The organism is Rhodococcus sp. NPDC060090 (assembly GCF_042729855.1).
GTDB lineage: Bacteria > Actinomycetota > Actinomycetes > Mycobacteriales > Mycobacteriaceae > Rhodococcus.
In genome coordinates, this window is sequence record NZ_JBHWXB010000007.1 from 184,611 (window position 1) to 210,655 (window position 26,045).

Sequence of the window (26,045 nt, forward strand, 5' to 3'; positions counted from 1 at the left end):
TAGTGAAGAAAGGACCCCCGTGCCCATCGATCCCTCCGTTGCCCTCGGTGCAACGCTCCCCGTCCAAGAATTCTCGTGGACGAGCAGCGACGTCCAGCTCTACAACCTCGGACTCGGTGCGGGCGCCCGCCCCACCGATGCCGGTGAGCTTCGCTACCTGCGCGACGGTGATCCCCAGGTGCTCCCCACGTTCGCAACGGTGGCGGCGACATTCCACGACACGGAACCTCCGAAGGTTTCCTTCCCCGGTGTCGAGATCGACCTCGCGAAGGTCGTGCACGGCAGCCAGGAGGTCGCGGTCCACGCGCCCATCCCGGCATCCGGCAAGGGCCGCACCACCACTCGTATCGCCGAGGTGTGGGACAAGGGCAAAGCCGCGGTCATCGTGCAGGAATCCGTCACCGAGGATCTCGACGGGAACCCCCTGTGGACCGCACGTTCGTCGATCTTCGCGCGCGGGGAAGGCGGCTTCGGCGGTGAGCGTGGACCGTCGGGATCCGTCGAGCTGCCCGATCGCGCACCAGACGCCGAGTTCGATGTTCCGACCTTGCCGCAGCAGGCGCTCCTGTACCGCCTGTGCGGCGACCGCAACCCTCTGCATTCGGATCCCGATTTCGCGAAGGCCGCTGGATTCCCGGCACCGATCCTCCACGGCCTGTGCACCTACGGCACGGTGTGTAAGTCGATCACCGACCATCTCCTCGATTCCGACGCGACACGTGTCGCGGGCTTCCGCGCCAAGTTCGCCGGTGTCGTATTTCCGGGCGAGACACTGCGCGTGCGGGTCTGGAAGATCGAGAACCGACTCCTCGCAACCGTCGCCGTTGCGGAACGAGACCTTGCGCCCGCCCTGGCCGATGTGGTGCTCACCGTCGCATAACTCCCCCTCCCGGAAAGTTGTAGCCGATATGACAATTCGAGATTCCGCACCGCGTCTCTCCCGGCGGGGTTTCCTCGCTGCCGGTGCAGGCGCTCTGGCCGCGACCGCTGTCGGCGGCTGGACTCCGGCGCATGCGATTCCGTTCGGGTCCTCCGACGCAACGCTCCCTGCGCCGCCGTCGTTTCCCGACGGCATCGATCTGTACCAGCAGGCGTACCAGAACTGGTCCAAAGAGATCATGCTGGACTCGATCTGGACATGCGCGCCGAACAACGCCGACGACGTGGTGCGGCTGACGAATTGGGCCCACGAGAACGGATACACCATCCGGCCGCGGGGAGCGATGCACGGCTGGACGCCGTTGACTATCGTCAACGGTGCTCCGGTCGACCGGGTGATCCTCGCCGACACCATGCTCCATCTGAATTCGGTGAGCGTGAACCCGGGCGGCGACCCGGCCACCGTCACTGCAGGCCCCGGCGCGACGCTCGACGCGATCACCTCGGCATTGCAGGCCCACGGTCTGGGATTCGCGAACCTGCCCGCTCCGGGCGTGCTGACGATCGCCGGATCGCTCGCCGTCAACGCTCACGGAGCGGCCCTACCGGCCGACGGTGAAAAACGCGTTCCCGGGCACACCTTCGGGTCGTTGAGCAATCTCGTCACCGAACTCACCGCGGTCGTCTGGGACGGCAACAAGTACGCGCTGCGCACCTTCACCCGCGCAGATCCCGACATCACCGCGCTCCTCACTCACCTGGGCAGGACATTCCTGACGTCGGTCACGCTCCAGGTCGGCCCCAACTACCGCATGCGGTGCCAGAGCTACACCGACATCGACTGGAGAGAAATATTCGCCCCCGCAGGCGCTTCTGGTCGGACATTCGAGTCGTTCGTCAGCAGCACGGGACGCGCAGAGGCCATCTGGTACCCGTTCACCGACAAACCATGGATGAAGGTGTGGTCGCTCGCACCCGAGAAGCCCGCTGAGTCGCGCGAGGTCACGGGCCCGTACAACTACCCGTTCTCCGACAACGTTCCCGAACCGATCACCGACCTGCTCGGGCAGATGACGGCGGGAAACCCTCAGGTTGCACCGGCTTTCGGTCAGACCTACTACGGTGTGACCGTCGCGGGCCTCGCAGCGACGGCGTCGACCGACATCTGGGGCTGGTCCAAAGACCTGCAGTTCTACATCAAGGCGACAACGCTGCGTCTGACCGAGGGCGGCGGGGCGGTCCTGACCAACCGCGCGAACATCGCCAACGTCGTCCACGATTTCGCGCAGTGGTTCAACGAGCGGATCGAGCACTACCGCGGGATCGGCCAGTACCCGCTCAACGGTCCCGTCGAAATCCGATGCTGCGGACTGGATCAGCCATCCGATGTACGTGTTCCGTCGGCGGGCCCGCCGACCATCTCCGCGACGCGCCCGCGTCCGGACAAGCCCGAGTGGGACACCGCGATCTGGCTGAACGTGCTCGGTGTTCCGGGTACGCCCGGAATGTTCGCGTTCTACCGCGAGATGGAACAGTGGATGCGCCAGCGCTACAACGGCGGCGATTCGACGTTCCGCCCCGAGTGGTCGAAGGGCTGGGCATTCGGACCCGAACTGCCGTACACGGATGAGCAGATCATCACCCAAGGCCTTCCCGACACTTATCGTGAAGGTGTTCCGGCGGATGAGAATTGGGATACCGCGCGAGCGGTGTACAACCGGTTCGATCCCCACCGGGTATACAGCAACACCTTCATCGACCGCCTGCTCCCCTGAACCCACCCGACTATTCCGAGCGAATGTATCCCTGGCTCTATCTGATGAGACGAGTGATACATTCGCTCGGAAATGGTGAGGGTTCGCGAGGTTTGTTAGGGTTCGCAATTATGCGAAGCCTTCGGCGTGTGATCGGTGCAGCAGCGATTCCCCTACTCGTAGTGGCGGGCGGTGCGACGTTCACAGGTACTGCGTCTGCACTGCCCGACACGGGGTCCGTCATCGCGCCTGCGGGCTCCGATACCGACGTCACGTTCGACGCTTCCGGAACCACCTTCCACGGAAGCCTGCGCACCCCCGAGGGCGACGTCAAGGGTGCCGCGCTACTGCTGCCAGGCAGTGGGGTCACCGATCGCAACGGCAACCAGGCTCCGATGATGGTGGCCGACACCCTGCTTCGTGTCTCCGAGTCGCTCGCCGCACACGGGATCGCGAGCCTGCGGTTCGACAAGATCGGTGCGGGTGCCACCGGGCTCGGGTCGTACGCGCCCGAGTCCGGCAACGTGTACGGGTTCACCGATCAGGTCGACCACGCTCAGGCAGCTGCCGCACTGCTCTCCGAGCGCACCGGCTTCGCGGCCGACGACATCCTCGTGCTCGGCCACAGCGAGGGCGGCCTGACCACGCTCGCACTCGCGCAGCGCGGAGTCGGCGAGGGATACGGCTTGCTGGCACCGTTGTCGATGCGCTACCTCGATCTGCTGCGCGGCCAGCTCGAGTCGATCGCGAATTCGGGGCAACTCGCCGACGCCGACGCCGAGGCGCTGCGCAACGACATTCCCCGTGCCGTCGATTCTCTTCGCAGCACCGGCACCGTCCCGGAAGACCTGAGCCCGATCATGGTGCAGTTCGGCTTCAACGCGTACAACGCGACGTTCCTGGCCGAGGCCGACGCACTGAATCCGCCGGAGCTCGCCGCATCACTGCCGTCCGACACCCCGGTCCTGCTGACCTGCTCCGACAAGGACCTCAACATCACCTGCGATCAGATCGAGCCGCTGCGGGCCTCACTTGAGCACACCGATCTGCAGTTCGGGCACTTCACGACGGCCAATCACAGCCTCGAAGAACTCGGCCCCCTGCCTGCCGGCATTGCAGACGGCCCGGCGCTGCTGCCCGCGTCGACCGAGTTCGCGACCGCCATCAACGGATGGGCTGCGCAGCGCGGAGCGTGATGTCTCAGCGACTGACCGCCTTCTTGTAGCGACGGATTGCGAACGGCACGAATACGAGCAGCATCAACGCGGTCCACAGCAGTGACGCGATGATGGGGTTCTGCAAGGGCCAGACGTCGGGTACCGGCATCATCGGATTGGTGTTGCCGAACAGTTCACGGACCGCCTGGGTCACCGCCGACACCGGGTTCCACTCGGCGAACGTACGCAGCACGGTCGGCATCTGCGACGTGTCGACGAACGTGTTGGCGATGAACGACAGCGGGAAGATCACCATGAAGCTCGCGTTGTTGAACACCTCGGGCGTACGGATCCACATCCCCACCACCGCCATCAGCCACGACAGGGCATACGCGAACAGCAACAGGAGCACATAACCGGCGAGCGCCTCCAGCGGCGACGAATTGATACGCCAGCCGACGACCAGTCCGGTCAGCGACATGACCACCAAGCTCACGATGTTGATGAGCACGTCGGTGGAGGTACGGCCGATCAGCACCGCGGACGGTGCCATCGGCAGCGTCCGGAATCGGTCGATGATGCCCTTCTGAAGGTCTTCGACCATGCCGAGGCCCGTCCACGTGGCGCCGAAGATCACGGTCTGGGTGAAGACACCCGCGATGAGAAACTCGCGGTACGACGTGCCCGGAATCTGGATTGCGCTGCCGAACACGTACGCGAACAACAGCACGAACATGATCGGCGACAGGGTTGTGAAGACGATCAGATCGGGCACGCGCTTGATCTTGATGACGTTGCGTTTGGCGATGGTCAGACCGTCGGATGCGGTCATCTGCAGAGTGTTCACTTTGCCGTCTCCTCGATCTTCTCCGCCGCCTCGTGGCCCGTCAGGGTGAGAAACACGTCGTCGAGAGTGGGCCGACGCAGCGTGACGTCGGTGACCCGAACCCCGGCCTCGGCGACCCGACCGAGTGCCGCGACGAGGAGTTCGGTGCCGCCGGTGGCCGGCACGATCACGCGACCCGCTTCGACGCGTATCTCTCCGGCAGCAAGCCCCGCCAGAGCCTCACGTGCGGTCTCGACCTGCCCGCCATCGGGAACCAGTAGCTCGATGCGTTCACCACCGACGAGCGACTTGAGCTCGTCGGCGGTACCCCGCGCGATGATGGTGCCCCGATCGATCACGACGATCCGATCGGCGAGCCGCTCCGCCTCGTCCATGTACTGCGTGGTGAGCAGCAAGGTGGTGCCGCGTTCGACGAGCTTCTCGATGATGTCCCACAGGCCGAGTCGGGCGCGGGGGTCGAGGCCCGTGGTGGGCTCGTCCAGGAACAACACGGGCGGTTCGGCGACCAACGCACCCGCAAGGTCGAGCCGGCGACGCATACCACCCGAGTAGGTCTTCACCGGGCGATCGCCCGCCTCGACGAGGTCGAACTGGCCGAGCAACTCGCGTGCCCGCTCACGACTTCGTTTGGCACCGAGATGATAGAGACGCCCGACCATTTCGAGATTCTCGTACCCGGTGAGGTATTCGTCGACCGCGGCGTACTGACCCGACGCACCGATCTGGGTGCGCAGCGCTGCAGCGTCGGAGACGACATCGAAACCGGCGACCTCGGCGCGGCCACCGTCGGGGGCCAGCAATGTCGTCAGGACGCGAACAGCCGTGGTCTTCCCCGCACCGTTGGGGCCGAGCAGCGCCGTGACCGTCCCCTCCGGAACACGAAGATCGATCCCGTCGAGCGCGATGAGCTCCCCGAACCGCTTGATCAATCCTTCGACAACAATGGCATCGGCCATGAGTTTCTCCCGCTGGATGTGGGTTGCTCGCCCAGTGTGCACCAGGGCACCGACAGGGTGCGACCGATTTTGCAGTCTCGTGATTGCCGGCTCCGAGCTGTTGTACTTTGTCTGTACTGCGCGGTTCACTTCTGGAATCGGAAGCCGGTTCGACTATGAGCACGAGTCGTAGATCAGGTCCGGAAGTGCGTTCCGGCTCGACGCTCGTCCTGACCGTGTTGGCGTCGGGACAATTTCTGATGACGCTCGACAGTTCGGTGATGAACGTGTCGATGGCGACGGTCGCGCAGGATCTGGACACGACGATCACTGGAATCCAGACGGCAATCACCCTGTACACGCTGGTGATGGCGTCTCTGATGATCACCGGCGGCAAGATCGGTACCGCACTCGGACGACGACGAGCATTCGGCATCGGCCTCGTGATCTACGGTGTCGGCTCGCTCGTCACCGGGCTCGCCCCGAATCTGCTGATCCTTCTGGTGGGGTGGAGTCTGCTCGAGGGCATCGGCGCGGCGCTGATCATGCCTGCGATCGTGTCGCTCGTCGCCGCCAACTTCCCACCGGAACGACGGGCAGCAGCGTACGGACTCGTCGCAGCGGCCGGCGCGATGGCCGTCGCCGTCGGGCCCTTGCTCGGAGGGGCGGTGACGACCTTCGCGTCGTGGCGATACGTGTTCTTCGGCGAGGTCGTCGTGGTGGCACTGATCCTGCTGGTACTGCGGCGGGTGCGGGACGTGCCGCCGTCGCCGGTGTCGCTCGATGTGCCCAGCGCGATCATGTCGATGCTGGGGCTGGCGACGATCGTGTACGGCGTTCTGCGGTCGAGTGAATGGGGCTGGGTGATCGCCACTCCCTCCGGCCCCGAGATCATCGGGGTGTCTCCGGTGATCTGGCTGATTCTCGGCGGGCTGCTGGTCCTCTATGTGTTCATGCGACGGCAGCATTCGCTGGTCAGGAAAGGCCGCGACCCACTCATCGATCCGGCATTGTTCGAGAACCGTCAGCTCACCGGCGGACTCACGATGTTCTTCGCGCAGTTCGCAGTCCAGGCCGGGGTCTTCTTCTCGGTGCCGCTCTTCCTGTCCGTGGTGCTGGAGTTGAGCGCACTCGAGACTGGTGTACGAATCCTCCCGCTTTCGATCGCACTCGTCCTCGCAGCGGCGGGTATCCCCAAACTATGGCCCCACGCGAATCCGCGACGGGTGGTGCGGATCGGTCTCGCGTCGATGATCGTAGGAATCGTGATTCTCACCGCAGGAATGGACCCCGGTGCCACGGCAGCCGTCGTCGCGATCCCGATGTTGTTCATGGGGTCGGGGCTCGGGGCATTGTCATCGCAGTTGGGAGCGATCACGGTTTCCGCGGTCCCGGAATCGCAGAGCGCCGAGGTCGGCGGCGTCCAGAACACCGCCACCAACCTCGGCGCATCGCTCGGTACGGCGCTGATCGGATCGATCCTGATTGCCACCCTCTCCACGTCGGTGGGCGCGGGGATCGCAGACAACCCGGAGATCCCGGCAACCGTTCAGGAACAGGCGACCACGCAGATCGCCCAGGGCGTGCCGTTCCTGTCGAACACCGAACTCGATGGCGCTTTGGACGCCGCGGGCTTGGACGAACCGACCCGCGACGCCGTCGTCGCCGTCAACAGCGACGCGCGCCTCGAAGCTCTGCAGGTGGCATTCGGTGTGACCGCACTGCTCGCGGTCGCGGCACTGTTCTGTACGGGCCGGCTGCCGACGCGAGCCGTCGGCACCGGTCCCGAAGTCGCTAACCCGTAACGCGCGCGGCGTTTCCCGCATCGATCGGAAGCACGGTGCCGCTGATGTGCGCGGCAGCCTCGTCGCAGAAGAACAGCACTGCGCGAGTGATCTCTTCGGGCTCGAGCCACGGCACAGGCTGGGCGTGCAGCGACGTGAAGACCGGTGCGACGTCGTCGGCGGTGGGGTTCTCCAGGTCGGGGCGGAGCATGCCGTAGAGCGCATCGTTGTGGATCATCGGTGTGGAGATGTTGCCGGGCGCGATCGCGTTGACGGTGATCCCCTTCTGCGCGAGATCCAGTGCAGCACTCTTGGTCAGGCCGATGACGCCCCACTTGGATGCACCGTAGGCGACCATGTTGGTGTTGCCGGCGCGCCCGAGCATCGACGAGATCGTCACGATGCGTCCGTAGCCGCGTTCGATCATGCCGGGCGCGACGGCCGCGATCGTATTGAATACACCGGTCAGGTTCGACGAGATCGTCTCGTCCCACATGGCCTGCGGCATCGACTGGACCGGCGCGGCCGTCGACACCCCGGCGTTGGCGACCGCGATGTCGATGCGACCGAACTCGTCGTGGGCGCGTGCGACGAGACCGTCCATCGCTGCGCGATCTGCGGTGTCGAGCTTCTCCGAGATGACCTTCGCACCGGCAGCTTCGGCCAGACGCACGGTCTCGGCGAGGTCGTCCTCGGTGGCGAGCGGGTACCGCACGACGGGTGAATCCTCGCAGCGGTCGCACAGGACGAGGTTCGCCCCCGCCTCCGCGAATGCCAATGCGTGCGAACGCCCCTGGCCGCGTGCGGCTCCCGTGACGAACGCGACCTTGCCCTCGAAGTTGCTCATGTACGTGCCCTTCTCTGTTGGGTGACTACCGGACGCGCGACCGGTCAGGACCGCGACAGCATCAGACCTGATGTCGGGACACCGGTGCCCGCGGTGACGAGCACATTCTCCACGGAATCCACCTGGTTCACGGATGATCCGCGAATCTGACGGACGCCCTCGGCGATGCCGTTCATGCCGTGGATGTAGGCCTCACCGAGCTGGCCGCCGTGGGTGTTGAGCGGCAGGTGCCCGCCGAGTTCGATTCCGCCGTCGGCGATGAAATCCTTCGCTTCGCCGGGTTTGCAGAAGCCGAGCTCCTCGAGTTGCATCAGCACGTACGGGGTGAAGTGGTCGTAGAGCACCGCGGTCTGCACGTCCTGCGGAGTGAGCCCCGACTGGTCCCACAGCTGATTGCCGACGATACCCATCTCGGGCAGGCCGGTCAGGCCATCCCGGTAGTAGCTCGTCATGATGTATTGATCCGGACCGCTGCCCTGCGCGGCCGCCGTGATGATCGCCGGCGTCTGCTTCAGATCCTTGGCACGCTCGGGCGTCGTGATCACCAGTGCCACACCACCATCCGATTCCTGGCAGCAGTCGAGGAGATGCAGCGGCTCGGCGATCCAGCGTGAGTTCTGGTGGTCTTCGATGGTGATCGGCTTACCGTGGAAGAACGCCTTGGGGTTCGTCGCCGCGTGTTTGCGGTCGGCGACAGCGACGGCACCGAAATCCGCGCTGGTGGCGCCCGTGACGTGCATGTAGCGCTGCGCGGTCATCGCGACGAACGAAGCCGGGGTGCTCAGGCCGTGCGGGTATGAGAACGCATTGTCGGTACCCGACGAATTCACCTGCGTTGCAAGAGCACTGTTGACTTGCCCGTAGCGGGCACCGGAGCGTTCGTTGAACGCGCGGTAGGCGACGACGACGTCGGCGACACCGGTCGCGACGGCCATCGCGGCCTGTTGCACCGTCGCGGCCGCAGCCCCGCCGCCGTAGTGGATGCGGGAGAAGAACTTCAGGCTCGGGATACCGACCGATCGCGCGACCGCGACTTCGGTGTTGGTGTCCATCGTGAAGGAGACCAGTCCGTCGACGTCGGCCGGTGTGAGTCCTGCGTCGTCGAGGGCATCGGTCACTGCTTCAGCGGCGAGGCGCAGTTCGCTGCGCCCGGAGTCCTTGGAGAAATCGGTCGCGCCGATTCCGGCGATCGCAGCCTTACGCGACAGCCCGCTCATGCGGTTCCTCCTTCGGATGTGCCCTCGCCTGCGAGGAACGTGGCTTTCGCGACGATGTGGTTGCCGAGCGAGTTGCTACCCACGATGTCGACGGTGATGACGCCGTCGTCTGCGATGTCAGCGACGGTGCCGTTCAGCGTGAGCGTGTCGTAGGCGTACCACGGAACGCCGAGGCGCAATGAGATCGACTTGACGACGGCGCGCGGCCCTGCCCAGTCGGTCAGATACCGCTGGACGAGTCCGGTGTCGGTGAGGATGTTGACGAAGATGTCCTTCGAACCGCGCTGCTGTGCAAGATCGCGGTCGTGGTGGACGTCCTGGAAGTCCCTCGTGGCCAACGCCGTCGAGATGACGAAGGTCGGGTCGCCGTGGACGGACAAGGGCGGGAGCTTCTCCCCCACCGTCGTCGTGGATGTGCTCACGCGTCCTCCTCACGGGGCTGCCAAGCGTAGAGAGTCCAGGGGATTCCGCCGGTCTCGTCGTCGCCGGGGAAATCGAGATAGGTTGCCTGGACGGGCATTCCGATCTTCACGTCGGCCGGGTCCACACCGCGCAGCTCGCCGAGCATGCGGACTCGTTCCCCGTCGAGCTCCACCAGGGCGACCACGAACGGCAGTTGGCGTCCGGGCGCCTTCGGTGCGTGGTGCACCACGAAGCTGAAGACGGTGCCGCGACCCGACGAGACGACGTAATCGGTCGTCTCGTCCTTGTCGAGCCACAGTGCGGGCACCGGAGGGTGCTGCAGTGAGCCGTCGGGGCGACGCTGGATGCGCAGTTCGTGCTCGGCGACACCGTCCCAGAAGAACTTCGTGTCGTGCGACGCGGACGGGCGCAGCATACGGGTGGGGTCGAGATCGTCCGGGACCGACTGCGCTGTGGCCGAAGGTGACATTCGGTCATCGCTCTCCGCCGCCGGAGGTGCGAACTTCAGGATGCGGAAGATCATCTCGGCGACCGCCTCGTCGCCGACCTTCCAGATGTTGCGGGTGGTGAAGAACCATCCCTCACCGAGTCCGGTCTTCTTGGGACCGACGACGTCCTCGAGCGTGGACTCGATCGTCACCTCTTCGCCGGGGCGAAGGTACCGGTGGTAGATCTGGTCGCAGTTGGTTGCGACCACCGACGTGTAACCCGCCTCGTCGAGGATGTTGGTCATCCGGCCGAGCGGATCGTCCTTCTCACGTTCGGCGCCGAGGCCGCGCATCGTCCACACCTGTGCCATCGCGGGGGGCGCGACGAGGCCGCCGTGTCCGGCCGCGATCGCCGCGGATTCGTCGGTGTAGATGGGGTTGACGTCGCCGATCGCCTCGACCCAGTTGCGGATCATCGGCAGGTTGACGGGGTCGCGTCCCGCGCGCGGGGCGGACGGCCCGTCGGCACGAACACCGTCGGCGGACGCGAGGATTTCTTCGGGCGTGCTCATGGTGTTCGCCTCCGTCATCGCGGCACCCGGGGCATCCCGAGGCCGGCCGTTGCGATCAGTTCCCGCATCACCTCGTTGACGCCGCCACCGAAGGTGATGACCACGTTCCGCTTGGCCTGCATGTCGAGCCAGCTGAGCAACGTGCCGGTATCGGGATCGGCGGGGTCGCCGTGTCGTCCGACGATCTCTTCGGCGAGCATGCCGACCCGCTGGATGCGTTCGGTGGCGAAGACCTTGGTCGCAGATGCGTCGGCGATATCGACGGCGTCACCATCGCTCGAGGCGACCTGCCAGTTGAGCAGTTCGTTGAGCCGGTACGTCGCGTGGATTTCGCCGAGAGCACGGCGCACGTCGGGTTCGTCGGTGAGCTTGTGCTCGCGCACCCAGTCGAGCAGGTGCTCGTAGATCCCCGCGACCTTCCCTGCCGGTCCGAGCATGACGCGCTCATGGTTGAGCTGGGTCGTGATCAGGCGCCAGCCCTTGTTCTCCTCGCCCACGAGCATGCTCGCGGGCACCCGCACATCGCTGTAGTACGTGGCGTTGATGTGGTGGGCACCGTCGGCGGTGATGATGGGCGTCCAGCTGAATCCGGGGTCGCTGGTGTCGACGATGAAGACGGAGATGCCGCGGTGCCTCGAGTCCGCGGTTCCGGTGCGGGCGGCGAGCCAGATGTAGTCGGCGTCGTGCCCGCCGGTGGTGAAGATCTTCTGGCCGTTGATCACGTACTCGTCGCCGTCGCGGACGGCGGTGGTCCGCAGCGCAGCGAGGTCGGTGCCTGCTTCGGGTTCGGAGTATCCGATGGCGAAGTGGACTTCGCCGGCGAGGATCGAGGGCAGGAACTTCTGCTTCTGCTCGTCGGTGCCGTAGACCTGCAGGGTGGGGCCGACGGTCTGCAGCGTGACGCTGGGCAGCGGCACGTCGGCGCGGACGGCTTCGTTGGCGAAGATCTGCTGTTCGACGTCGCCGAAGCCGTGTCCGCCGAATTCGACGGGCCAGCCGACGCCGAGCCACCGGTCCTTGCCCATGCGACGGATCACGTCACGGTAGGTGGGGCCGTGCCGCTCGATCCGCATGATCTCGGCTTCTTCGGGCGAGATGAGGTTGGAGAAGTAGCTGCGCAGTTCGTTCTGCAGCGCGCGCTGGTCTTCGGTCAGTTCGATGAACACCGGGCCCCCACGAGGTCGAGTCGGTACGAAGCGCCGCCGAGCAGCCGCGCAATATCCTTGGCGGACGACGAATACCTGTGCATCGGATAGGTTTCGTCGACGCCGATGCCGCCGTGCAAGTGGTGCAGCACGCGCATCGCCGGGAGAAGTTCCGCGGCGATCCAGTACGCGGCGACGTCGAGGTCGTCTGCGGCGTCGAGTCCCTCGGAGACCCGCCAGATGGTCGACAGGGCCGCTACATGCAGGGTGCGGGTGGTGACGTACACGTCGGCGATCTGCTGCGCGACGGCCTGGAAGGCGGCGAGCGGCTTGCCGAACTGCTGGCGTTCACTCAGGTGCTTCGCGGTGAGTTCGGTGGCGCCGGTGAGCAGGCCGTCCGAGTATGCGGCAATCGCGGTGGTCGCCAGGCGGTACAGGGTTTCGACGTCGGATGCCGGCTCGGCCCCTGCGCCGAGCCGGATTCCGACCGCAGAGTCGAGCCGGACGGAGAATTCGGGGGTGTGCGCCGACGTGGGGCTTTCCCGCAGGGTCACCCCGTCGGCGTCGGGAGCCACAGCGACGACACCGGCAGCGGTGGGCACGAGGATGCTGCGCGCCCGGTCCGCGTAGGGAACCGCAACGAACGACCCCGTGACCGCGACACCGCCGTCGACCTCGACGGCCGTCGCAGCGGGTGTCTGCGGGAAGGGACGGCTCGGCTCTGCGAGCGCCGCGGTGAGGACACCACCGGCGGCGACCCCGCTGAGCAGTTCGTCCTGCTGCTCGTCGGTGGCGAGCGCAAGGACCGGCAGCACACCGAATCCGATGGTGGGCAGCGCCGGGATCAGAGCCGCCGTACGGCCGACCTCGGTCAGGACGGTGAGCGCCTCGGCAACTCCGAGTCCGGAACCGCCGAGCCGTTCGGGTAATGCCAGGGAGAGCAGATCCGCACCGGCGAGCGCGGTCCACAGTTCGTCGGAGTCGAGACCCCGACCGAGCAGGTCGGCGGCGACTCCGGCCACTTCCTCCTGCGTCTCGTCACGTGCGAAATCCACCGTAACCACCTTCTAGTTAGAACGTGTTCTAGTTGTAGCACCATTCCGGTGTCGGCGAAACCGCCGTCGGCTCGTATCGTGCATGCCTGAAGGAGTCGACGGCGGGCTCGTCCCGCCCTTCGGGACCGACGGGCTCGCCCCGCCCTTCGGGACCGACGGGCTCGCCCCGCCCTTCGGGATCGGGCAGGTTCGCCCCCGGTCAGCTCCGAGGCAATCCGAGAAGGCGTTCGGCCGCGACGGTGAGCAGGATCTGCTCGGTTCCGCCCGCGATCGTGAGGCACCGGAGGTTGAGGAACTCGCGCGTGAGCGGACCCTCCACCCATCCGGCCTCCCCCGCGAGATCCATCGCAAGCTCCGCGGTGTCCTGACGCTGACGCACCCCGATCAGCTTCCGCACGCTGGACGCCGGACCGGGGTCCTGCCCCTCGAGCTGGGCGAGGGTGGTTCGCAGGTCCAGCAGCGAGCCGACGAGCGCCTCGCCGATCTGAGTTCCGATCCGGTCGTCGGCCACCGCGTCGCCGGGTGCGGCGAGGGTGAGCAGCTCTTCGATGGCCGGGCCGAGCGACGACTTTCCCCCCATCGCGACCCGTTCGTTCGCGAGGGTGGTCCGTGCGAGTTTCCAGCCGCCACCGAGCGAACCGACGACGCACTCGTCGGGTACGAACACCGAGTCCAGGAACACCTCGTTGAACAGGGCGTCGCCGGTGATCTCCCGCAGTGGCGCCACGGTGATGCCCGCGGATTTCATGTCGACGAGAAAGTAGGTGATGCCCTTGTGCTTCGGAGCATCGCGGTCGGTGCGAGCCAGGCAGATGGCCCAGTCCGCCTCGTGCGCGAGCGACGTCCACACCTTCTGTCCCTGCAGCGTCCAGCCGCCGTCGACCTTCTCCGCGGTGGTGCGCAGTGCCGCGAGGTCCGATCCGGCGCCGGGCTCGGAGAACAACTGGCACCACACGATGTCGCCGCGGAGGGTGGGCATCGCGAAACGTTCGATCTGCTCGGCTGTTCCGTGTTCGAGAACGGTCGGCACCGCCCACGCTCCGATCACCAGGTCGGGTCGCGAAATGCCTGCGGCCACAAGTTCTTCCTGGATGAGGAGCTGTTCGGCAGGTCCCGCGCCGCGCCCGTACGGAGCGGGCCAGTGCGGTGCGAGACAACCGGATTCGGCGAGCATCTCCCGGTGTTCGGATTGGGGACGAGCCGCGATGGCTGCGATCTCACCGCGAATGCGTTCGCGATCGGCGACGTGCTCCGACAGGTCGATTCCGAGGTGACGGCGTGCGCCCGCGCGGGTGAGCTCTGTCAGGCGTGCGCGCCACATGGTGGAGCCACCGAGCAACTGCCGCGTCGCGACCGCACGCCGCAGGTAGAAGTGCGCGTCGTGTTCCCAGGTGAAGCCGATACCGCCGAGCACCTGGATCGAATCCTTGGTGGTCTGCACGGCAGCATCGAGCGACACTGCCGCGGCAACGGCGGCCGCGACGGGCAGCTCGTCCGGATCCGTGTCGACGGCGACGGCTGCGTCCCAGGCGAGGGCACGGATCTTCTCTGTACGACACAGCATTTCCGCGCACAGGTGCTTGATGGCCTGGAACGAGCCGATGGGTTTTCCGAACTGCTCACGGATCTTGGCGTACTCGACGGCAGTGGTCAGTGCCCAGCCTGCGATGCCTGCGAGTTCGGCGGCCGAGAGCGCCACGGTGAGATCACGGACGAACCCGGCGGGAGCCTGCACCACCCGATCGGCGGGGACAACCGTTCCGTCGAACCGCACTCGCGCGAGCGGGCGCGACTTGTCGATCGTGTCGAGCGCGTCCAGATGCACGCCGGAGGCGTCGGGGTCTACGAGCGCCCACCGTTCGACGCCCTCCCCACCCGCGCTTCCACTGCCGGTATCGAGCCGAAGGAGGACTGCGACACCGGGCTCCGCCGCGATCACCGCGCCGGCCTCTCCGGTGATCACGACCCCGTCGGCGGTGGGTTCAGCGGCGACCGGGTCGAGTGCGACGGCGGTGGGCAGGGCGCCTTCCGCGAGGAGCGCGGCCGTCTTCGCCGCCGCGTCTCCGCCGCGTCCGAACACGAGCGCAGCAACGGCGGTGGTGACGACGGGGCCGGCGGCGAGTTCGTGTGCCGCCTGCTCGAGCATGACGGCCAGGTCGACCACGGTGGCACCGAGCCCTCCGGCCTCTTCCGGGACGGCGACACCGAACAGCCCGAGTTCGGCGAGCGACGCCCATCCCTCACGCCAGGTGTCGTCGGGATGCCGACGTATCCTGGATATCGGCGTGGCGGCTCGTGACCAGGCCTGAACAGAAGCCTGAACGGCCCGCTGTTCCTCTGTCATGGCAATACTCACAGCGGGTCTCCGACCTTTCGAGATGACACAATTACCTAGAACGTGTTCTAATATGACACCGGTTCAGAGTCAAGGTGTGAGGAAACGATCTATGGCCCCCCCGTCTCGCTCGCGTTCCAATGGCAACGGAACTTTGACCGCCCTCACGGAGGACGATCTCAGTTCCAACGCCCAGAAGGAACGGCGCAAGCGGATCCTCGACGCCACCCTGACGCTCGCGTCCAAGGGCGGATACGAGGCCGTGCAGATGCGTGCGGTGGCAGAACGCGCCGACGTCGCAGTGGGCACGCTGTACCGGTACTTCCCGTCGAAGGTGCACCTGCTGGTCTCGGCGCTCGGGCGCGAATTCGCCCGCATCGAAGGCAGAGGAAAGATCCCGCCCGGCCACAGCCCGCTCGAACGCATGCATCTGATCCTGGGCCTGATCACCAAGGCCATGCAGCGCGACCCGCTGCTCACCGAGGCGATGACCCGGGCATTCATGTTCGCCGATGCCTCGGCTGCAGCCGAGGTCGACCAGGTGGGCAAGCTGATGGACCGGCTCTTCGCGCGGGCCATGAACGAGGGCGAACCCACCGAGGAAGAACTCGCGATCGCGCGCGTCATCAGCGATGTGTGGTTGTCCAACCTCGTGGCATGGCTGACCCGCCGTTCCTCGGCCACCGACGTCGCGCGCCGACTCGAACTGACCGTCGACCTGCTGCTCGGCGATTCCCCGCGCGAGCTGTACTCCATGCCCGGCGGTGCCGAGTCGCTCGGCGATTCGTGAGCCGACCGGCTCGTTCGTCCCGCAATCCGACGGTGTAACGCGAAACACCTCACGATTGGCTCCACTCGGGGTGGATGCATCGGTTTTTTCGCCTACCTTGGGACAGGTGAGCGCACTAGACCTTCCCATCGAGCTGCGCCGCGCCCTGGCTGCTGTCGCACGAGTGCCCCGGCTTCTGGTCGCGAGCGACTACGACGGCACATTGTCGCCCATCGTGTCCGATCCGGACAATGCTCATCCCCATGCCGAAGCGGTTCGCGCCCTGCGCAACCTCGCGGTTCTCCCTGCGACCTCCGCCGCGGTGATCTCGGGACGCGCACTCAAGGACCTGGCAGCGCTCTCGCGTCTGCCCGTGGAGGTCAAGCTGGTCGGAAGCCACGGCTCCGAGTTCGATGTCGGATTCGTCCACGCCATCGACGACGAATCCAAGAGCCTGCTCCGCGACATCGTCATCGGGCTCGAGGCGATCGCGAACCGCTTTCCCGGCGTCGGGGTGGAGGCGAAGCCCGCAAGCGCCGCTCTGCACGTGCGCAATGCTATGCCCGAGGATGCCGAGCACGCGCTGGCGGCGGTGCGCGGCGATCTCGCGCTGCGCCCCGGCATCCAGGTCACCGAAGGCAAGTCCGTCATCGAGCTGTCGGTCGTCCCGACCGACAAGGGCAGCGCACTCGACATCATCCGTCACCAGGAATCCTGCAGCGCCGCAGTGTTCTTCGGCGACGACGTCACCGACGAGAAAGCGTTCGCGTCCCTGCGCGGACCCGACGTGGGCATCAAGGTCGGCGAAGGCAAGACGATCGCCGAGTTCCGGGTGAATCGATCCGACGACGTGGTGGCCGCGCTGGCCTTCCTCCTCGAGGAACGACGCACCTGGTTGTCGGGCGCCCACGCCGCACCCATCGAACGACTCACCATGCTCGCGAGCCCGCGCTCGAAGGCATTGGTCACGCCCGACGGCACCATCACCTGGTTGTGTCATCCGGAGCCGGACGCAGCCGCGATCTTCGCCCATCTGCTCGGCGGCGACGCCGCCGGTCATTTCACGATCGGCCCGACGCGCGAGGCCCTTCCGCTGAGCCAGCGCTACATCGACTCGACGATGACCGTCGTGACCCGCTGGGCGAGTCTGGCGGTGATCGATTACCTGCCGCACGACGTCGATGCCGGCCGCACCGACCTGACGCGGGTGATCGCCGGCCGCGCAACGGCAGTCGTGACCTTCGCACCGCGACCGGAATTCGGTCAGGGCCAGGTGATCCTCGAGGCCGAGGACGACGGCCTGCGCGTGCACGGCTTCAACGAGCCCTACGTCCTGCGGTCCCCGGGTGTGCGCTGGGACATCACCAGCGACGGCGGCCACCACACCGCTCATGCCGTGGTCGACCCGTCCGAGGGCGATATCACTTTGGAATTGCGTTGCGGTACAGAAGATCTCGACGAACATCCAATCTCCGAAGTGGAACGTCGCGCACAAGCGGAAGCATACTGGTGGCAGTGGGCCGCGGAACTCGACCTCCCCACACTCAAGCCCGATCTCGCCAAGCGGTCGGCGCTGACATTGCGCGGTCTCGTCCACGAACCGACCGGATCGATCCTCGCGGCAGCGACCACGTCGCTGCCGGAGGAGATCGGCGGCGTGCGCAACTGGGACTACCGGTACTGCTGGCTACGCGATGCGGCACTGACGTCGCACGCGCTCGTGGACGTGGGCTCACTCGCCGAGGCCGAGAACTACCTCGATTGGGTTCACGGGGTCCTCGAGACGCTGCCCGGACCCGAGCGCCTGCATCCGCTGTACACACTCGCAGGTGGCGCGTTGCCCCCCGAGGCCGTGCTCGATTCCCTTCCCGGATATGCGGGTTCGCGACCGGTGCGCGTCGGCAACGCAGCCAATCAGCAGGTCCAGCTCGACGTGTTCGGCCCCATCGTGAATCTGATCTCCGCGGTTGCGCATCGGCGCGACGCACGCGGCGCCGACCGCGCGTCCGCGCTCACGGATCGCGACTGGGAGCTGGTCTGCTCGATGGTCACGGCCGTCGAACGTCGCTGGTTCGAACCGGATCACGGCATCTGGGAGATCCGCGACAACCCGCGACACCATGTGTATTCGAAGGTCATGGGCTGGCTCACCGTCGATCGCGCGCTCGCACTCGCGTCCACGTTCTCGCGACCCGCCGGTGAGGAATGGGAATCCCTCCGCGACGAGATCGCGGAGGAAGTTCTCGAGAAGGGCTGGAACGACGACGTCCGTTCCTACACCGCCGCATACGACGGCACCGATCTCGACGCGGCAACCCTGTTCATCGGACTGACAGGATTGATCGACCCCACCGACGAGCGGTTCCGCGAGACGGTCCGGGCCACCGAGGCGGAATTGCGGAGTGGTTCGACGGTGTACCGGTACCGCCACGAGGACGGACTGCCGGGCATCGAGGGCGGCTTCCATCTGTGTGCGGCATGGCTCGTCGAGGCGTATCTGCTCGTCGGGCAGCGCAACGACGCGGAGGCACTGTTCGCTCAGCTCGTCGCTGCCGCCGGCCCGACCGGCCTGCTCAGTGAGGAGTACGACCCGGTCGCCGAGCGGTCGCTGGGCAATCACCCGCAGGCATACAGCCACATCGGGCTGCTGCGCTGCGCTCAGCTGCTGGCCGCGAAACCCGTCTGAGCACTACTCTGCGTACCAGCCGGTGCTTTCGACGGGTCCCGAGGTCTTGCCGAATACGAGCCGGGTGTCGAGGATCTCGAGCTCGGGTATGCCCGAGTGCGCGGGCGACGCCAACAGCAGTTCGCCCGCGCGGCGTCCCTTGTCCTTCTGGGGCTGGCTCACCGTCGTCAAGCCTTCACGCAGCGCCTCGTCGACGCCGTCGAATCCGGTGATCGACAGGTGACCGGGGACGTCGAGGCCCGCTTGGTCGGCCCACGCGAGCGCACCGAGCGCCAACACATCGGTGGTGCACATCAGCGCGGTGATACGCGGGTTGACGCCCATGATCTGTGCGGCGGCAGACTGCCCGTCGCCGGAGGTGTGGGTGAACCGTTCGACCACGGTGAGCGCGGAATCGTCGAGCCCGGCGGCGCGCATGGCGTCGCGGACCCCGAGGATGCGTTCGCGTTGGACGTGGAAGCCGGCGTCCCCGAGCGTAGCGAAATCGACGACACCGTCGTGCCGTTCGCGACCGAGCCGCATGCAGACGATCCCGAAGTCGCGGTGACCGAGCTCGATCAGATGGGTGGCCAGATCACGCATCGGGCTGCGGTCGTCGATTCCGACGACCGGGGCCACCTCGAGACCGCGCGGCTGGTCGCACGCGACGATCGGCAAGTGCCGCTCGAGCACGGCCGCCAGATAGGGATCCTCGGGCGGCACCGAATAGACGACGAACCCGTCGACGGATGAGCGGTGCACGACCTGCGCGGCATCGGCGTCGGAGAGGCCGGGGCCCGCGGGAATGAGCAGCAGGCCTTGCCCGGCGGCTTCACATGCTTCGGACAGACCTGAGAGAAAACTCATCGCGGCGGGATCGCGGAACGAGTAGCTCAGGGCTTCAGTGAGAAGCACCCCGACCGCCCCTGCCTTACGGGTGCGCAGCGACCGAGCCATCGGATCGGGACCGGCGTAGCCGCGGCGTTTCGCGACCTCGAAGACCCGTTCGCGCAGCTCAGTGGATAATTGATCCGGCCGGTTGTACGCGTTCGAGACCGTGGTGCGGGAGATTTTCAGCTCGGCGGCGATCGACGCCAGGGTCGCCTGTCGGCGCGGCTGACGGGACCTGGACATGATCGGACCGTAGTCCTGTGTCGATACTCACGACCAAGCGGGTTGGGCAGAATGCGTGAAATCGTCCGCTAAAGTGGAACGGTAACGGTTTCCAATAGCGTTAGGGTGGCCTCACCGTCGCCGTGTCGCACCCCGACCCAGGAGAGAACAACTGTGCGTATGTCCTCCCGCGCCGCGCTCGCTGCGGCCACCCTGTCGTGCGTCACCGTCCTCGCTGCATGCGGCTCAGAGACGGCAGGCGGCCCGAGTTCGGACGGCGAACTGCGTGTGGTCGCCTCGACGAACGTGTGGGGCTCCATCGCCCAAGCGGTCGCGGGAGACCGGATCGAAGTCGAATCGCTGATCTCACAGCCGAGCGCCGACCCGCACTCCTACGAGGCGAGCCCGCTCGATGCCGCGGCGATCAGCGACGCGTCGCTGGTCGTGTACAACGGCGGTGGATACGACCACTTCGTCGACGACATCCTCGAGTCCATCGGCGGCGAGGTCCCCACCGTCGAAGCATTCGCACTGTTCGAGTCCGGTGAACACAGCGACCTGCACGCCGGCCACGACCACGGGGCGAGCACGGATACCCCCGCGGCCGAAGCACCGGCAGAAGACGAGGCCACACACGACCACGCAGGCGACGACCACGCAGGCGACGGTCACGAGGGCCACGATCACAGCGGCGTCAACGAGCACGTCTGGTACGACCTCGCGACCGCCGACGCCGTCGCACACGCCGTCGCCGAGCAACTCTCCGAGCTCGACCCGGAAGGTGCGCAGGTGTACCGCGACAACGCCGCCGCCTTCCACGAGAGCCTGCACGGCATCTCCGACGTGACGACCCGGATCGCAGACACCCACGCCGACGCACCCATCGCGCAGACCGAGACCATCGGCCACTACCTCGTGCTGTCGGCCGGTCTCGACGACGTGACCCCCACCGACTTCACCAACGCGATCGAGAACGGCACCGACCCCTCGCCCGCGAGCATCGCCGAAACCCGGCAGCTGCTGCTCGACAAGAAGGTCGGAGTCCTTCTCTACAACCCGCAGACCGAGGACAAGGTGAGCCGGGAGATGCGCTCCGCCGCCGAATCTTCGGGCATTCCCGTCGTCGAGGTTTTCGAGACCCTGCCCGAGGGCCTCGACTACATTCAGTGGCAGACCCGGACCGCCGAGTCGCTCGCCACCGGACTCGATTCTGCGTCGTGACCCCCACGCACAGCCCCTGACCACAGCTCGAGAACGCGGACTCCCGGTGACATCTTCCTTTCCCGACCATCCCCACGCGGTCGAACTGAGCGGCGCCCGATTGGCGTTCGGCGAACGCACCCTGTGGGACCACCTCGACCTCGCGGTGCACCCCGGAGAATTCATCGCGGTACTCGGGCCGAACGGTGCCGGAAAGACCTCCCTGCTCAAGGTGCTGCTCGGCCAGCTCCCGCTCAGCTCGGGCACCGCCACCATCGCGGGCACACCGGTCCACACCGGCAGCCCCCACGTCGGATACGTGCCGCAGCAGAAGACCCTCGACGTGGGTGTCCCGCTACGCGGCCGCGACCTCGTCGGACTCGGCGTGGACGGACATCGTTGGGGCACAGGCATACGGCATTTCAAGCGCCGCAAAGCCGCTGTGGATGCCGCGATCGCTCAGGTCGGCGCACAGTCGTACGCGAACGCGCTGGTCGGTGACCTTTCGGGCGGAGAGCAGCAACGACTCCGGGTGGCGCAGGCACTCGTGGGCGATCCGCAGGTCCTGCTGTGCGACGAACCGCTGCTCAGCCTCGACCTCGCCAACCAGCATCTCGTCTCGGCGCTCATCGACCAGCGACGCAAGGACCACGACACCGCCGTCCTGTTCGTCACCCACGAGATCAATCCGATCCTTCCGCTCGTCGACCGGGTGCTGTATCTCGTCGACGGCCAGTTCCGCATCGGCACGCCCGGCGAGGTGATGACCTCCGAGGTGCTCTCCGAGCTGTACCGCACCGAGGTCGAAGTGCTCGAGATGCGCGGTCGGCTCGTCGTGGTCGGCACCGGCGACGCCATCGATGCGCTCGGCAGCGCGGGCGGGCTCCGCCCGGGCGAAGGCGTCCACCATCACCATCACGAGGACCACGCATGAGCAGCAAGTTCACGGACGCCATGGGACGGCTGTTCGACTTCCGGACCACCGCCGACCTGCTGCAGTACGACTTCGTGCAACAGGCGCTGATCTCGGGCGCCATCCTCGGCCTCCTCGCCGGTGTCATCGGTCCGCTGATCATCAGCCGACAGATGGCGTTCTCGGTGCACGGCACCTCCGAGTTGTCTCTCACGGGCGCCGCCGCAGCACTGCTGGTCGGAGTCTCCGTCGGGCTCGGTGCGGTCGTCGGCGCAGTGGTCGCGGCGATCCTGTTCGGATTGCTCGGCACCCGCGCCCGCGAACGGGACTCGGTGATCGGCGTCGTCATGGCCTTCGGACTCGGCCTCGCCGTGTTGTTGCTGTGGGCATACGACGGCCGCACCGGCGCCGCGTTCTCACTCTTGACCGGTCAGATCGTGGCACCCGGCGGGACCGGCATCTCACTGCTCGCAGGCTGCGCGGTCGTGGTGATCGGTGCCCTGGTCCTGATGTACCGTCCGCTGCTGTTCTCGAGTACCGACCCCGAGGTCGCCGCCGCACGTGGCGTGCCGGTGCGGGCACTGTCCATGGTCTTCGCGGTACTCGTCGGCATCACCGCCGCGCTCGGTGTGCAGATCGTCGGTGCGCTCCTCGTCATGGCGCTGCTCATCACACCTGCCGCCGCAGCGGCGCGGGTGACCCGCGGGCCGCTTGCGGCGACGATCCTGTCGGTGATCTTCGCCGAGGTCGCGGCGGTCGGTGGCATCCTGCTCGCGCTCGCACCCGGTGTCCCGGTCTCGAGTTTCATCACCACGATCGCCTTCGTCATCTACCTCGTGTGCCGGACGATCGGGTCGGTGCAACGTCGCCGGGGCGCGGGACGGGTTCTGGCACCGTCCTCCTGACGTCCACTCGGTGCGGGACAATCAGCGGATGCGCTCCCGTACGAAAGTTCTCGACGCGACGCTCGCGCTCATCACGAGCGACGGGTTCGACGCCGTCACCATCGCGGGCGTTGCGAAGGCGGCCGGCGTCTCCCGACAGACGGTGTACTCGATATTCGGGAGCCGGGAAGATCTGGTGTCGCAAGCGGTCGCGAGCGCGGCGCTGGGAGGACTCGACGATATCCGCACCCGGTTGTCCGGAACGGACACGCCGTGCGAGTACGTCGTCGAACTGCTCGTCGCCGGCCGGGGGGCGGTGCGTGACAATCCGGTACTCGCCGCATTGCACCGTTCGGGACGCGAGCATCCCTTCTTCGACACGGGCATGGTGAGCCGGGCGAAACCGGTCGTCCATCACCTGCTTGCACCATTGACCGACAAGTACCCGCAGATCGCTCCCCGGATCGACGACATCGCCGACATCGCGCTCTTCCTCGGGTTGTCGGTGGTTCTGTTCGACGATCCGGAGATGCACTCGGACGACGAGTTGCGGCGATTTCTCACCAGATGGCTCGGCCCCGCGATGCCCAAACCTTGACACTCAGAACCCTTGTGTCTAGTTTTGCACGCGGCCCGGAGACATCTGCCGGGGTCGAGCGGACTCTTGGGGGGTCGAAATCTTGTCGAGCATCACCAGGCGCACATTTCTCGCAGGGGCAGCCACCGTCGGCGCCGCACTGGCGGGAGCATCGGCCGCACACGCGTCCACCGGCATCGCTGCCCGAACGAACAAGGTTCCGCTGACACGCGAGGAACACCGCGTCGTCGTCATCGGTTCCGGCTTCGGCGGCGGCGTGAGCGCACTACGCCTCGCCGAAGCCGGGGTACCCGTCACCATCCTCGAGCGTGGAAAACGCTGGCCTACCGGGCCGAATTCGACAACCTTCCCGCGAGTCGACGCACCCGACGGTCGCATGCTGTGGTTCCGCTCCGCACCCGAACTCTTCGGCAGGCCCGTCATGGTCGAGCCGCACACCGGGCTGGTCGAGGCGGTCGTCGGACAGAACATGACCGCCCTGTGTGCCGCGGGCGTCGGCGGTGGATCACTGGTCTACCAGGGAATGTCTTTGCAGCCCAGCGAAGAGGTGTTCAACACCCACTTCCCGACCGAGCTCGACTGGGCCACCATGAATCGCATCCACTACCCGCGGGTCGCTCGGATGCTGCAGCTTGCGACGGCCCCCGACGAACTCGTCTCCCACCCCAACTACGCCGCCGCGCGCATCTTCGCCGACCGCGTGAAGCAGGCCGGCCTGCCGCTCGAGAAGATTCCCATGCCGATCGACTGGGACTACGCCCTCGCCGAGCTGCGCGGTGAGATGGCCCCCTCGTACACCGACGGCTCCGGTGCTCTCGGTGTCAACAACGGCGGCAAGCATTCCGTCGATGTCACCTACATCGCTGCTGCCGAGGCCACGGGTCTGGTGACCGTGCAGACCCAGCACGAGGTCAGGGACATCGAACGTGCCTCCGACGGCCGGTGGACCGTGCACGTCGACCGGATCGACACCTCGGGGAATCTCCTCGAGAACAAGATCCTCACCACCGACACACTCATCCTGGCCGCCGGCAGCGTCAACACGACCCGCCTGCTGGTCCGGGCGTCACAGAAGGGTCAGATCTCGGATCTCCCCGACGATCTCGGACGCAACTGGGGCAGCAATGCAGATCGCATCTATCTCTGGACCGACATGCGCGAGGACTTCGGTGCCATGCAGGGCGGCCCGGTCGTCTACGGCAGCAAGAACTGGGACGATCCGAACGCCGCCTTCACCGTGATCCAAGCGTCGATTCCGGCGATGGGCGTCAACTCTCGTAGCACCGTGCTCGTGGGCTACGGCATCAGCGACAGCCGAGGTTCGTTCGTCTACGACTCCGCGAGAGACGACGCGATCCTGCACTGGCCGAAGGACGGCGACGTTGCGATTCAAAACGGCCACATCGATCCCACGGTGCGCAGGATCGTGGGCAGCACAGGCATCGCCACCGACACCAATGCCATCATGCCGTCCACGTGGCACCCCCTCGGCGGGGCGAGCATGGGCGGAGTCTGCGACCTCGACGGACGAGTACACGGCCAGCGCGGCCTGTACGTACTCGATGGCGCCCTGCTTCCGGGCCACGCCGGTGCGTGCAACCCGTCGATGACCATCGCCGCCGTCGCCGAACGCGCACTCGACAACATCGTCGCGAAGGACGTCGGCGTCGTGATCTGATCCTGGGGCACCACACACAACGTTCGTCCCGCCCCCGCCGGTAGCTTTCCGGGAGCCAACGGCATCCGGCCGTACGCGTCCTACTCGTTCGCCCCAACTCCGTTCGCACCGACGACCGCGGCCATGGTGGCAACCGCCGGACACAGCCGTTCCAGGGCCCATATCCACCGAGAATGTGGCGTCGGGTACTCGGACGTGGAACCGATCCTGTCCCAAGTCCACCACGCCGCGCGCCAGGCACTGAACGCCAGTTCCGCGTGAAGCCGCGCCTCGCCCTCGTCGAAGTCGGGGGCGAGGCCACGAAGGGCAGCGGTGGCTGAGCGGATCAGCTCGCCGTCCTCGCTCGAGACATGAGCTCGGAGTTCCGGCTCTGCTTCCAGGAGCGCTCCGATACGGCGGTGCTCATGATGGTCGATGGGGTCGTCACGGATGAGTCGGCCGAGGTATTTCACCAAGTGCTCTACTGCTTGCTCGGGGGCCAGGACGCAGCCGGTTCCTGCGTCCTGGTTCGCCGTGAGAGTGCGCAGTGCGGCTCCGAGTTCGATCTGCCCCGGCAGGATCGCGGCTTCCTTCGAAGGGAAATAGCGGAAGAAGGTTCGAGAAGAGATACCGGCCGTCTCCGCGATCCGCGCCACCGTTGTCGCCTCCAGTCCGTCTCTCTCCACGCAGTCGACGGCAACTTGATGAATCAGCGCTGTGGTCTCGCGGCGACGGCGCTCGCGCAACCCCCGGACGGGTACGGATTCGGACATGCATCCATCCTGCCGCATCCAACCGACGCCACGATCGGCATGGGAGGCGAGGCGGTAGCGCGCCCGCCTGCGGCCATGTGGGCGGGTGGTCGGTG

22 protein-coding genes are annotated in these 26,045 nt (G+C 66.5%); 11 read left to right on the forward strand and 11 right to left on the reverse strand.

Annotated features, from left to right (window positions below; translation table 11 throughout):
- Window positions 1-19 precede the first annotated feature (19 nt).
- From ACFWCF_RS12000 to ACFWCF_RS12010, 3 genes are all read left to right on the forward strand, one after another.
- Window positions 20-880, forward strand: coding sequence for a MaoC/PaaZ C-terminal domain-containing protein (locus ACFWCF_RS12000; RefSeq protein WP_378561256.1), 861 nt, complete (start codon window positions 20-22; stop codon window positions 878-880).
- A gap of 28 nt (window positions 881-908) precedes the next feature.
- Window positions 909-2,654, forward strand: coding sequence for a cholesterol oxidase substrate-binding domain-containing protein (locus ACFWCF_RS12005; RefSeq protein ID WP_378489064.1), 1,746 nt, complete (start codon window positions 909-911; stop codon window positions 2,652-2,654).
- 128 nt (window positions 2,655-2,782) lie between these two features.
- Window positions 2,783-3,829 (forward strand): alpha/beta hydrolase, encoded by a 1,047-nt coding sequence (locus ACFWCF_RS12010; protein WP_378489065.1) that lies wholly within the window; start codon window positions 2,783-2,785, stop codon window positions 3,827-3,829.
- 4 nt (window positions 3,830-3,833) lie between these two features.
- Here the strand turns inward: ACFWCF_RS12010 and ACFWCF_RS12015 are convergent, their stop codons facing one another.
- The gene (locus ACFWCF_RS12015) at window positions 3,834-4,622 is read right to left on the reverse strand and encodes an ABC transporter permease (RefSeq protein WP_378489129.1); all 789 of its coding nucleotides are present in this window, start codon (window positions 4,620-4,622) and stop codon (window positions 3,834-3,836) included.
- Window positions 4,623-4,633: 11 nt separating this feature from the next.
- Window positions 4,634-5,593 (reverse strand): ATP-binding cassette domain-containing protein, encoded by a 960-nt coding sequence (locus ACFWCF_RS12020; RefSeq protein ID WP_378489066.1) that lies wholly within the window; start codon window positions 5,591-5,593, stop codon window positions 4,634-4,636.
- A gap of 155 nt (window positions 5,594-5,748) precedes the next feature.
- Here ACFWCF_RS12020 and ACFWCF_RS12025 point away from each other — a divergent pair, with 155 nt between their 5' ends.
- Window positions 5,749-7,377: an MFS transporter gene (locus ACFWCF_RS12025; RefSeq protein WP_378561260.1), complete on the forward strand. Its 1,629-nt coding sequence runs from the start codon at window positions 5,749-5,751 to the stop codon at window positions 7,375-7,377.
- On the opposite strand, the gene ACFWCF_RS12030 is transcribed toward ACFWCF_RS12025, so the two are convergent.
- From ACFWCF_RS12030 to ACFWCF_RS12060, 7 genes are all read right to left on the reverse strand, one after another.
- Entirely contained in the window at window positions 7,367-8,203 is an 837-nt protein-coding gene (locus ACFWCF_RS12030; protein WP_378489068.1) for a mycofactocin-coupled SDR family oxidoreductase, read from the reverse strand. The genes ACFWCF_RS12025 and ACFWCF_RS12030 overlap by 11 nt on opposite strands.
- 44 nt (window positions 8,204-8,247) lie before the next feature.
- Window positions 8,248-9,420, reverse strand: a complete 1,173-nt coding sequence (locus ACFWCF_RS12035; RefSeq protein WP_378561264.1) for a lipid-transfer protein — start codon at window positions 9,418-9,420, stop codon at window positions 8,248-8,250.
- A complete protein-coding gene (locus ACFWCF_RS12040; RefSeq protein WP_378489070.1) occupies window positions 9,417-9,842 on the reverse strand; it encodes a MaoC family dehydratase in 426 nt (141 codons plus the stop codon). The genes ACFWCF_RS12035 and ACFWCF_RS12040 overlap by 4 nt, the downstream gene beginning before the upstream one ends.
- Window positions 9,839-10,843 (reverse strand): bifunctional MaoC family dehydratase N-terminal/OB-fold nucleic acid binding domain-containing protein, encoded by a 1,005-nt coding sequence (locus tag ACFWCF_RS12045; RefSeq protein ID WP_378561267.1) that lies wholly within the window; start codon window positions 10,841-10,843, stop codon window positions 9,839-9,841. The genes ACFWCF_RS12040 and ACFWCF_RS12045 overlap by 4 nt, the downstream gene beginning before the upstream one ends.
- A 14-nt stretch (window positions 10,844-10,857) precedes the next feature.
- Window positions 10,858-12,009, reverse strand: a complete 1,152-nt coding sequence (locus ACFWCF_RS12050; RefSeq protein WP_378489072.1) for an acyl-CoA dehydrogenase family protein — start codon at window positions 12,007-12,009, stop codon at window positions 10,858-10,860.
- Window positions 11,994-13,043, reverse strand: coding sequence for an acyl-CoA dehydrogenase family protein (locus tag ACFWCF_RS12055; RefSeq protein ID WP_378489073.1), 1,050 nt, complete (start codon window positions 13,041-13,043; stop codon window positions 11,994-11,996). The genes ACFWCF_RS12050 and ACFWCF_RS12055 overlap by 16 nt, the downstream gene beginning before the upstream one ends.
- Window positions 13,044-13,242: 199 nt before the next feature.
- Window positions 13,243-15,399 (reverse strand): acyl-CoA dehydrogenase, encoded by a 2,157-nt coding sequence (locus tag ACFWCF_RS12060; RefSeq protein ID WP_378561270.1) that lies wholly within the window; start codon window positions 15,397-15,399, stop codon window positions 13,243-13,245.
- 91 nt (window positions 15,400-15,490) lie between these two features.
- Here ACFWCF_RS12060 and kstR point away from each other — a divergent pair, with 91 nt between their 5' ends.
- On the forward strand, window positions 15,491-16,168 hold the full coding sequence (gene kstR / locus ACFWCF_RS12065; RefSeq protein ID WP_378489075.1) for a cholesterol catabolism transcriptional regulator KstR: 678 nt from the start codon (window positions 15,491-15,493) through the stop codon (window positions 16,166-16,168).
- Window positions 16,169-16,274: 106 nt separating this feature from the next.
- Window positions 16,275-18,833 (forward strand): trehalose-phosphatase, encoded by a 2,559-nt coding sequence (otsB, locus tag ACFWCF_RS12070; protein WP_378561273.1) that lies wholly within the window; start codon window positions 16,275-16,277, stop codon window positions 18,831-18,833.
- A 3-nt stretch (window positions 18,834-18,836) separates the two neighbouring features.
- Here the strand turns inward: otsB and ACFWCF_RS12075 are convergent, their stop codons facing one another.
- A complete protein-coding gene (locus ACFWCF_RS12075; protein WP_378561276.1) occupies window positions 18,837-19,946 on the reverse strand; it encodes a LacI family DNA-binding transcriptional regulator in 1,110 nt (369 codons plus the stop codon).
- A 153-nt stretch (window positions 19,947-20,099) separates the two neighbouring features.
- Between ACFWCF_RS12075 and ACFWCF_RS12080 the strand changes: the two genes are divergently transcribed.
- The 5 genes from ACFWCF_RS12080 to ACFWCF_RS12100 all read left to right on the forward strand — a co-directional run bounded on the left by ACFWCF_RS12080 (window position 20,100) and on the right by ACFWCF_RS12100 (window position 25,198).
- Window positions 20,100-21,146, forward strand: a complete 1,047-nt coding sequence (locus ACFWCF_RS12080; protein WP_378561279.1) for a metal ABC transporter solute-binding protein, Zn/Mn family — start codon at window positions 20,100-20,102, stop codon at window positions 21,144-21,146.
- A 46-nt stretch (window positions 21,147-21,192) separates the two neighbouring features.
- A complete protein-coding gene (locus tag ACFWCF_RS12085) occupies window positions 21,193-22,059 on the forward strand; it encodes a metal ABC transporter ATP-binding protein (protein WP_378561282.1) in 867 nt (288 codons plus the stop codon).
- Window positions 22,056-22,943: a metal ABC transporter permease gene (locus ACFWCF_RS12090; protein WP_378489080.1), complete on the forward strand. Its 888-nt coding sequence runs from the start codon at window positions 22,056-22,058 to the stop codon at window positions 22,941-22,943. The genes ACFWCF_RS12085 and ACFWCF_RS12090 overlap by 4 nt, the downstream gene beginning before the upstream one ends.
- A gap of 28 nt (window positions 22,944-22,971) precedes the next feature.
- Window positions 22,972-23,520: a TetR/AcrR family transcriptional regulator gene (locus ACFWCF_RS12095; RefSeq protein ID WP_378561285.1), complete on the forward strand. Its 549-nt coding sequence runs from the start codon at window positions 22,972-22,974 to the stop codon at window positions 23,518-23,520.
- A gap of 82 nt (window positions 23,521-23,602) precedes the next feature.
- Window positions 23,603-25,198: a GMC oxidoreductase gene (locus ACFWCF_RS12100; RefSeq protein WP_378561289.1), complete on the forward strand. Its 1,596-nt coding sequence runs from the start codon at window positions 23,603-23,605 to the stop codon at window positions 25,196-25,198.
- Window positions 25,199-25,278: 80 nt separating this feature from the next.
- Here the strand turns inward: ACFWCF_RS12100 and ACFWCF_RS12105 are convergent, their stop codons facing one another.
- Entirely contained in the window at window positions 25,279-25,950 is a 672-nt protein-coding gene (locus ACFWCF_RS12105; protein WP_378561292.1) for a TetR family transcriptional regulator, read from the reverse strand.
- Window positions 25,951-26,045 lie beyond the last annotated feature (95 nt).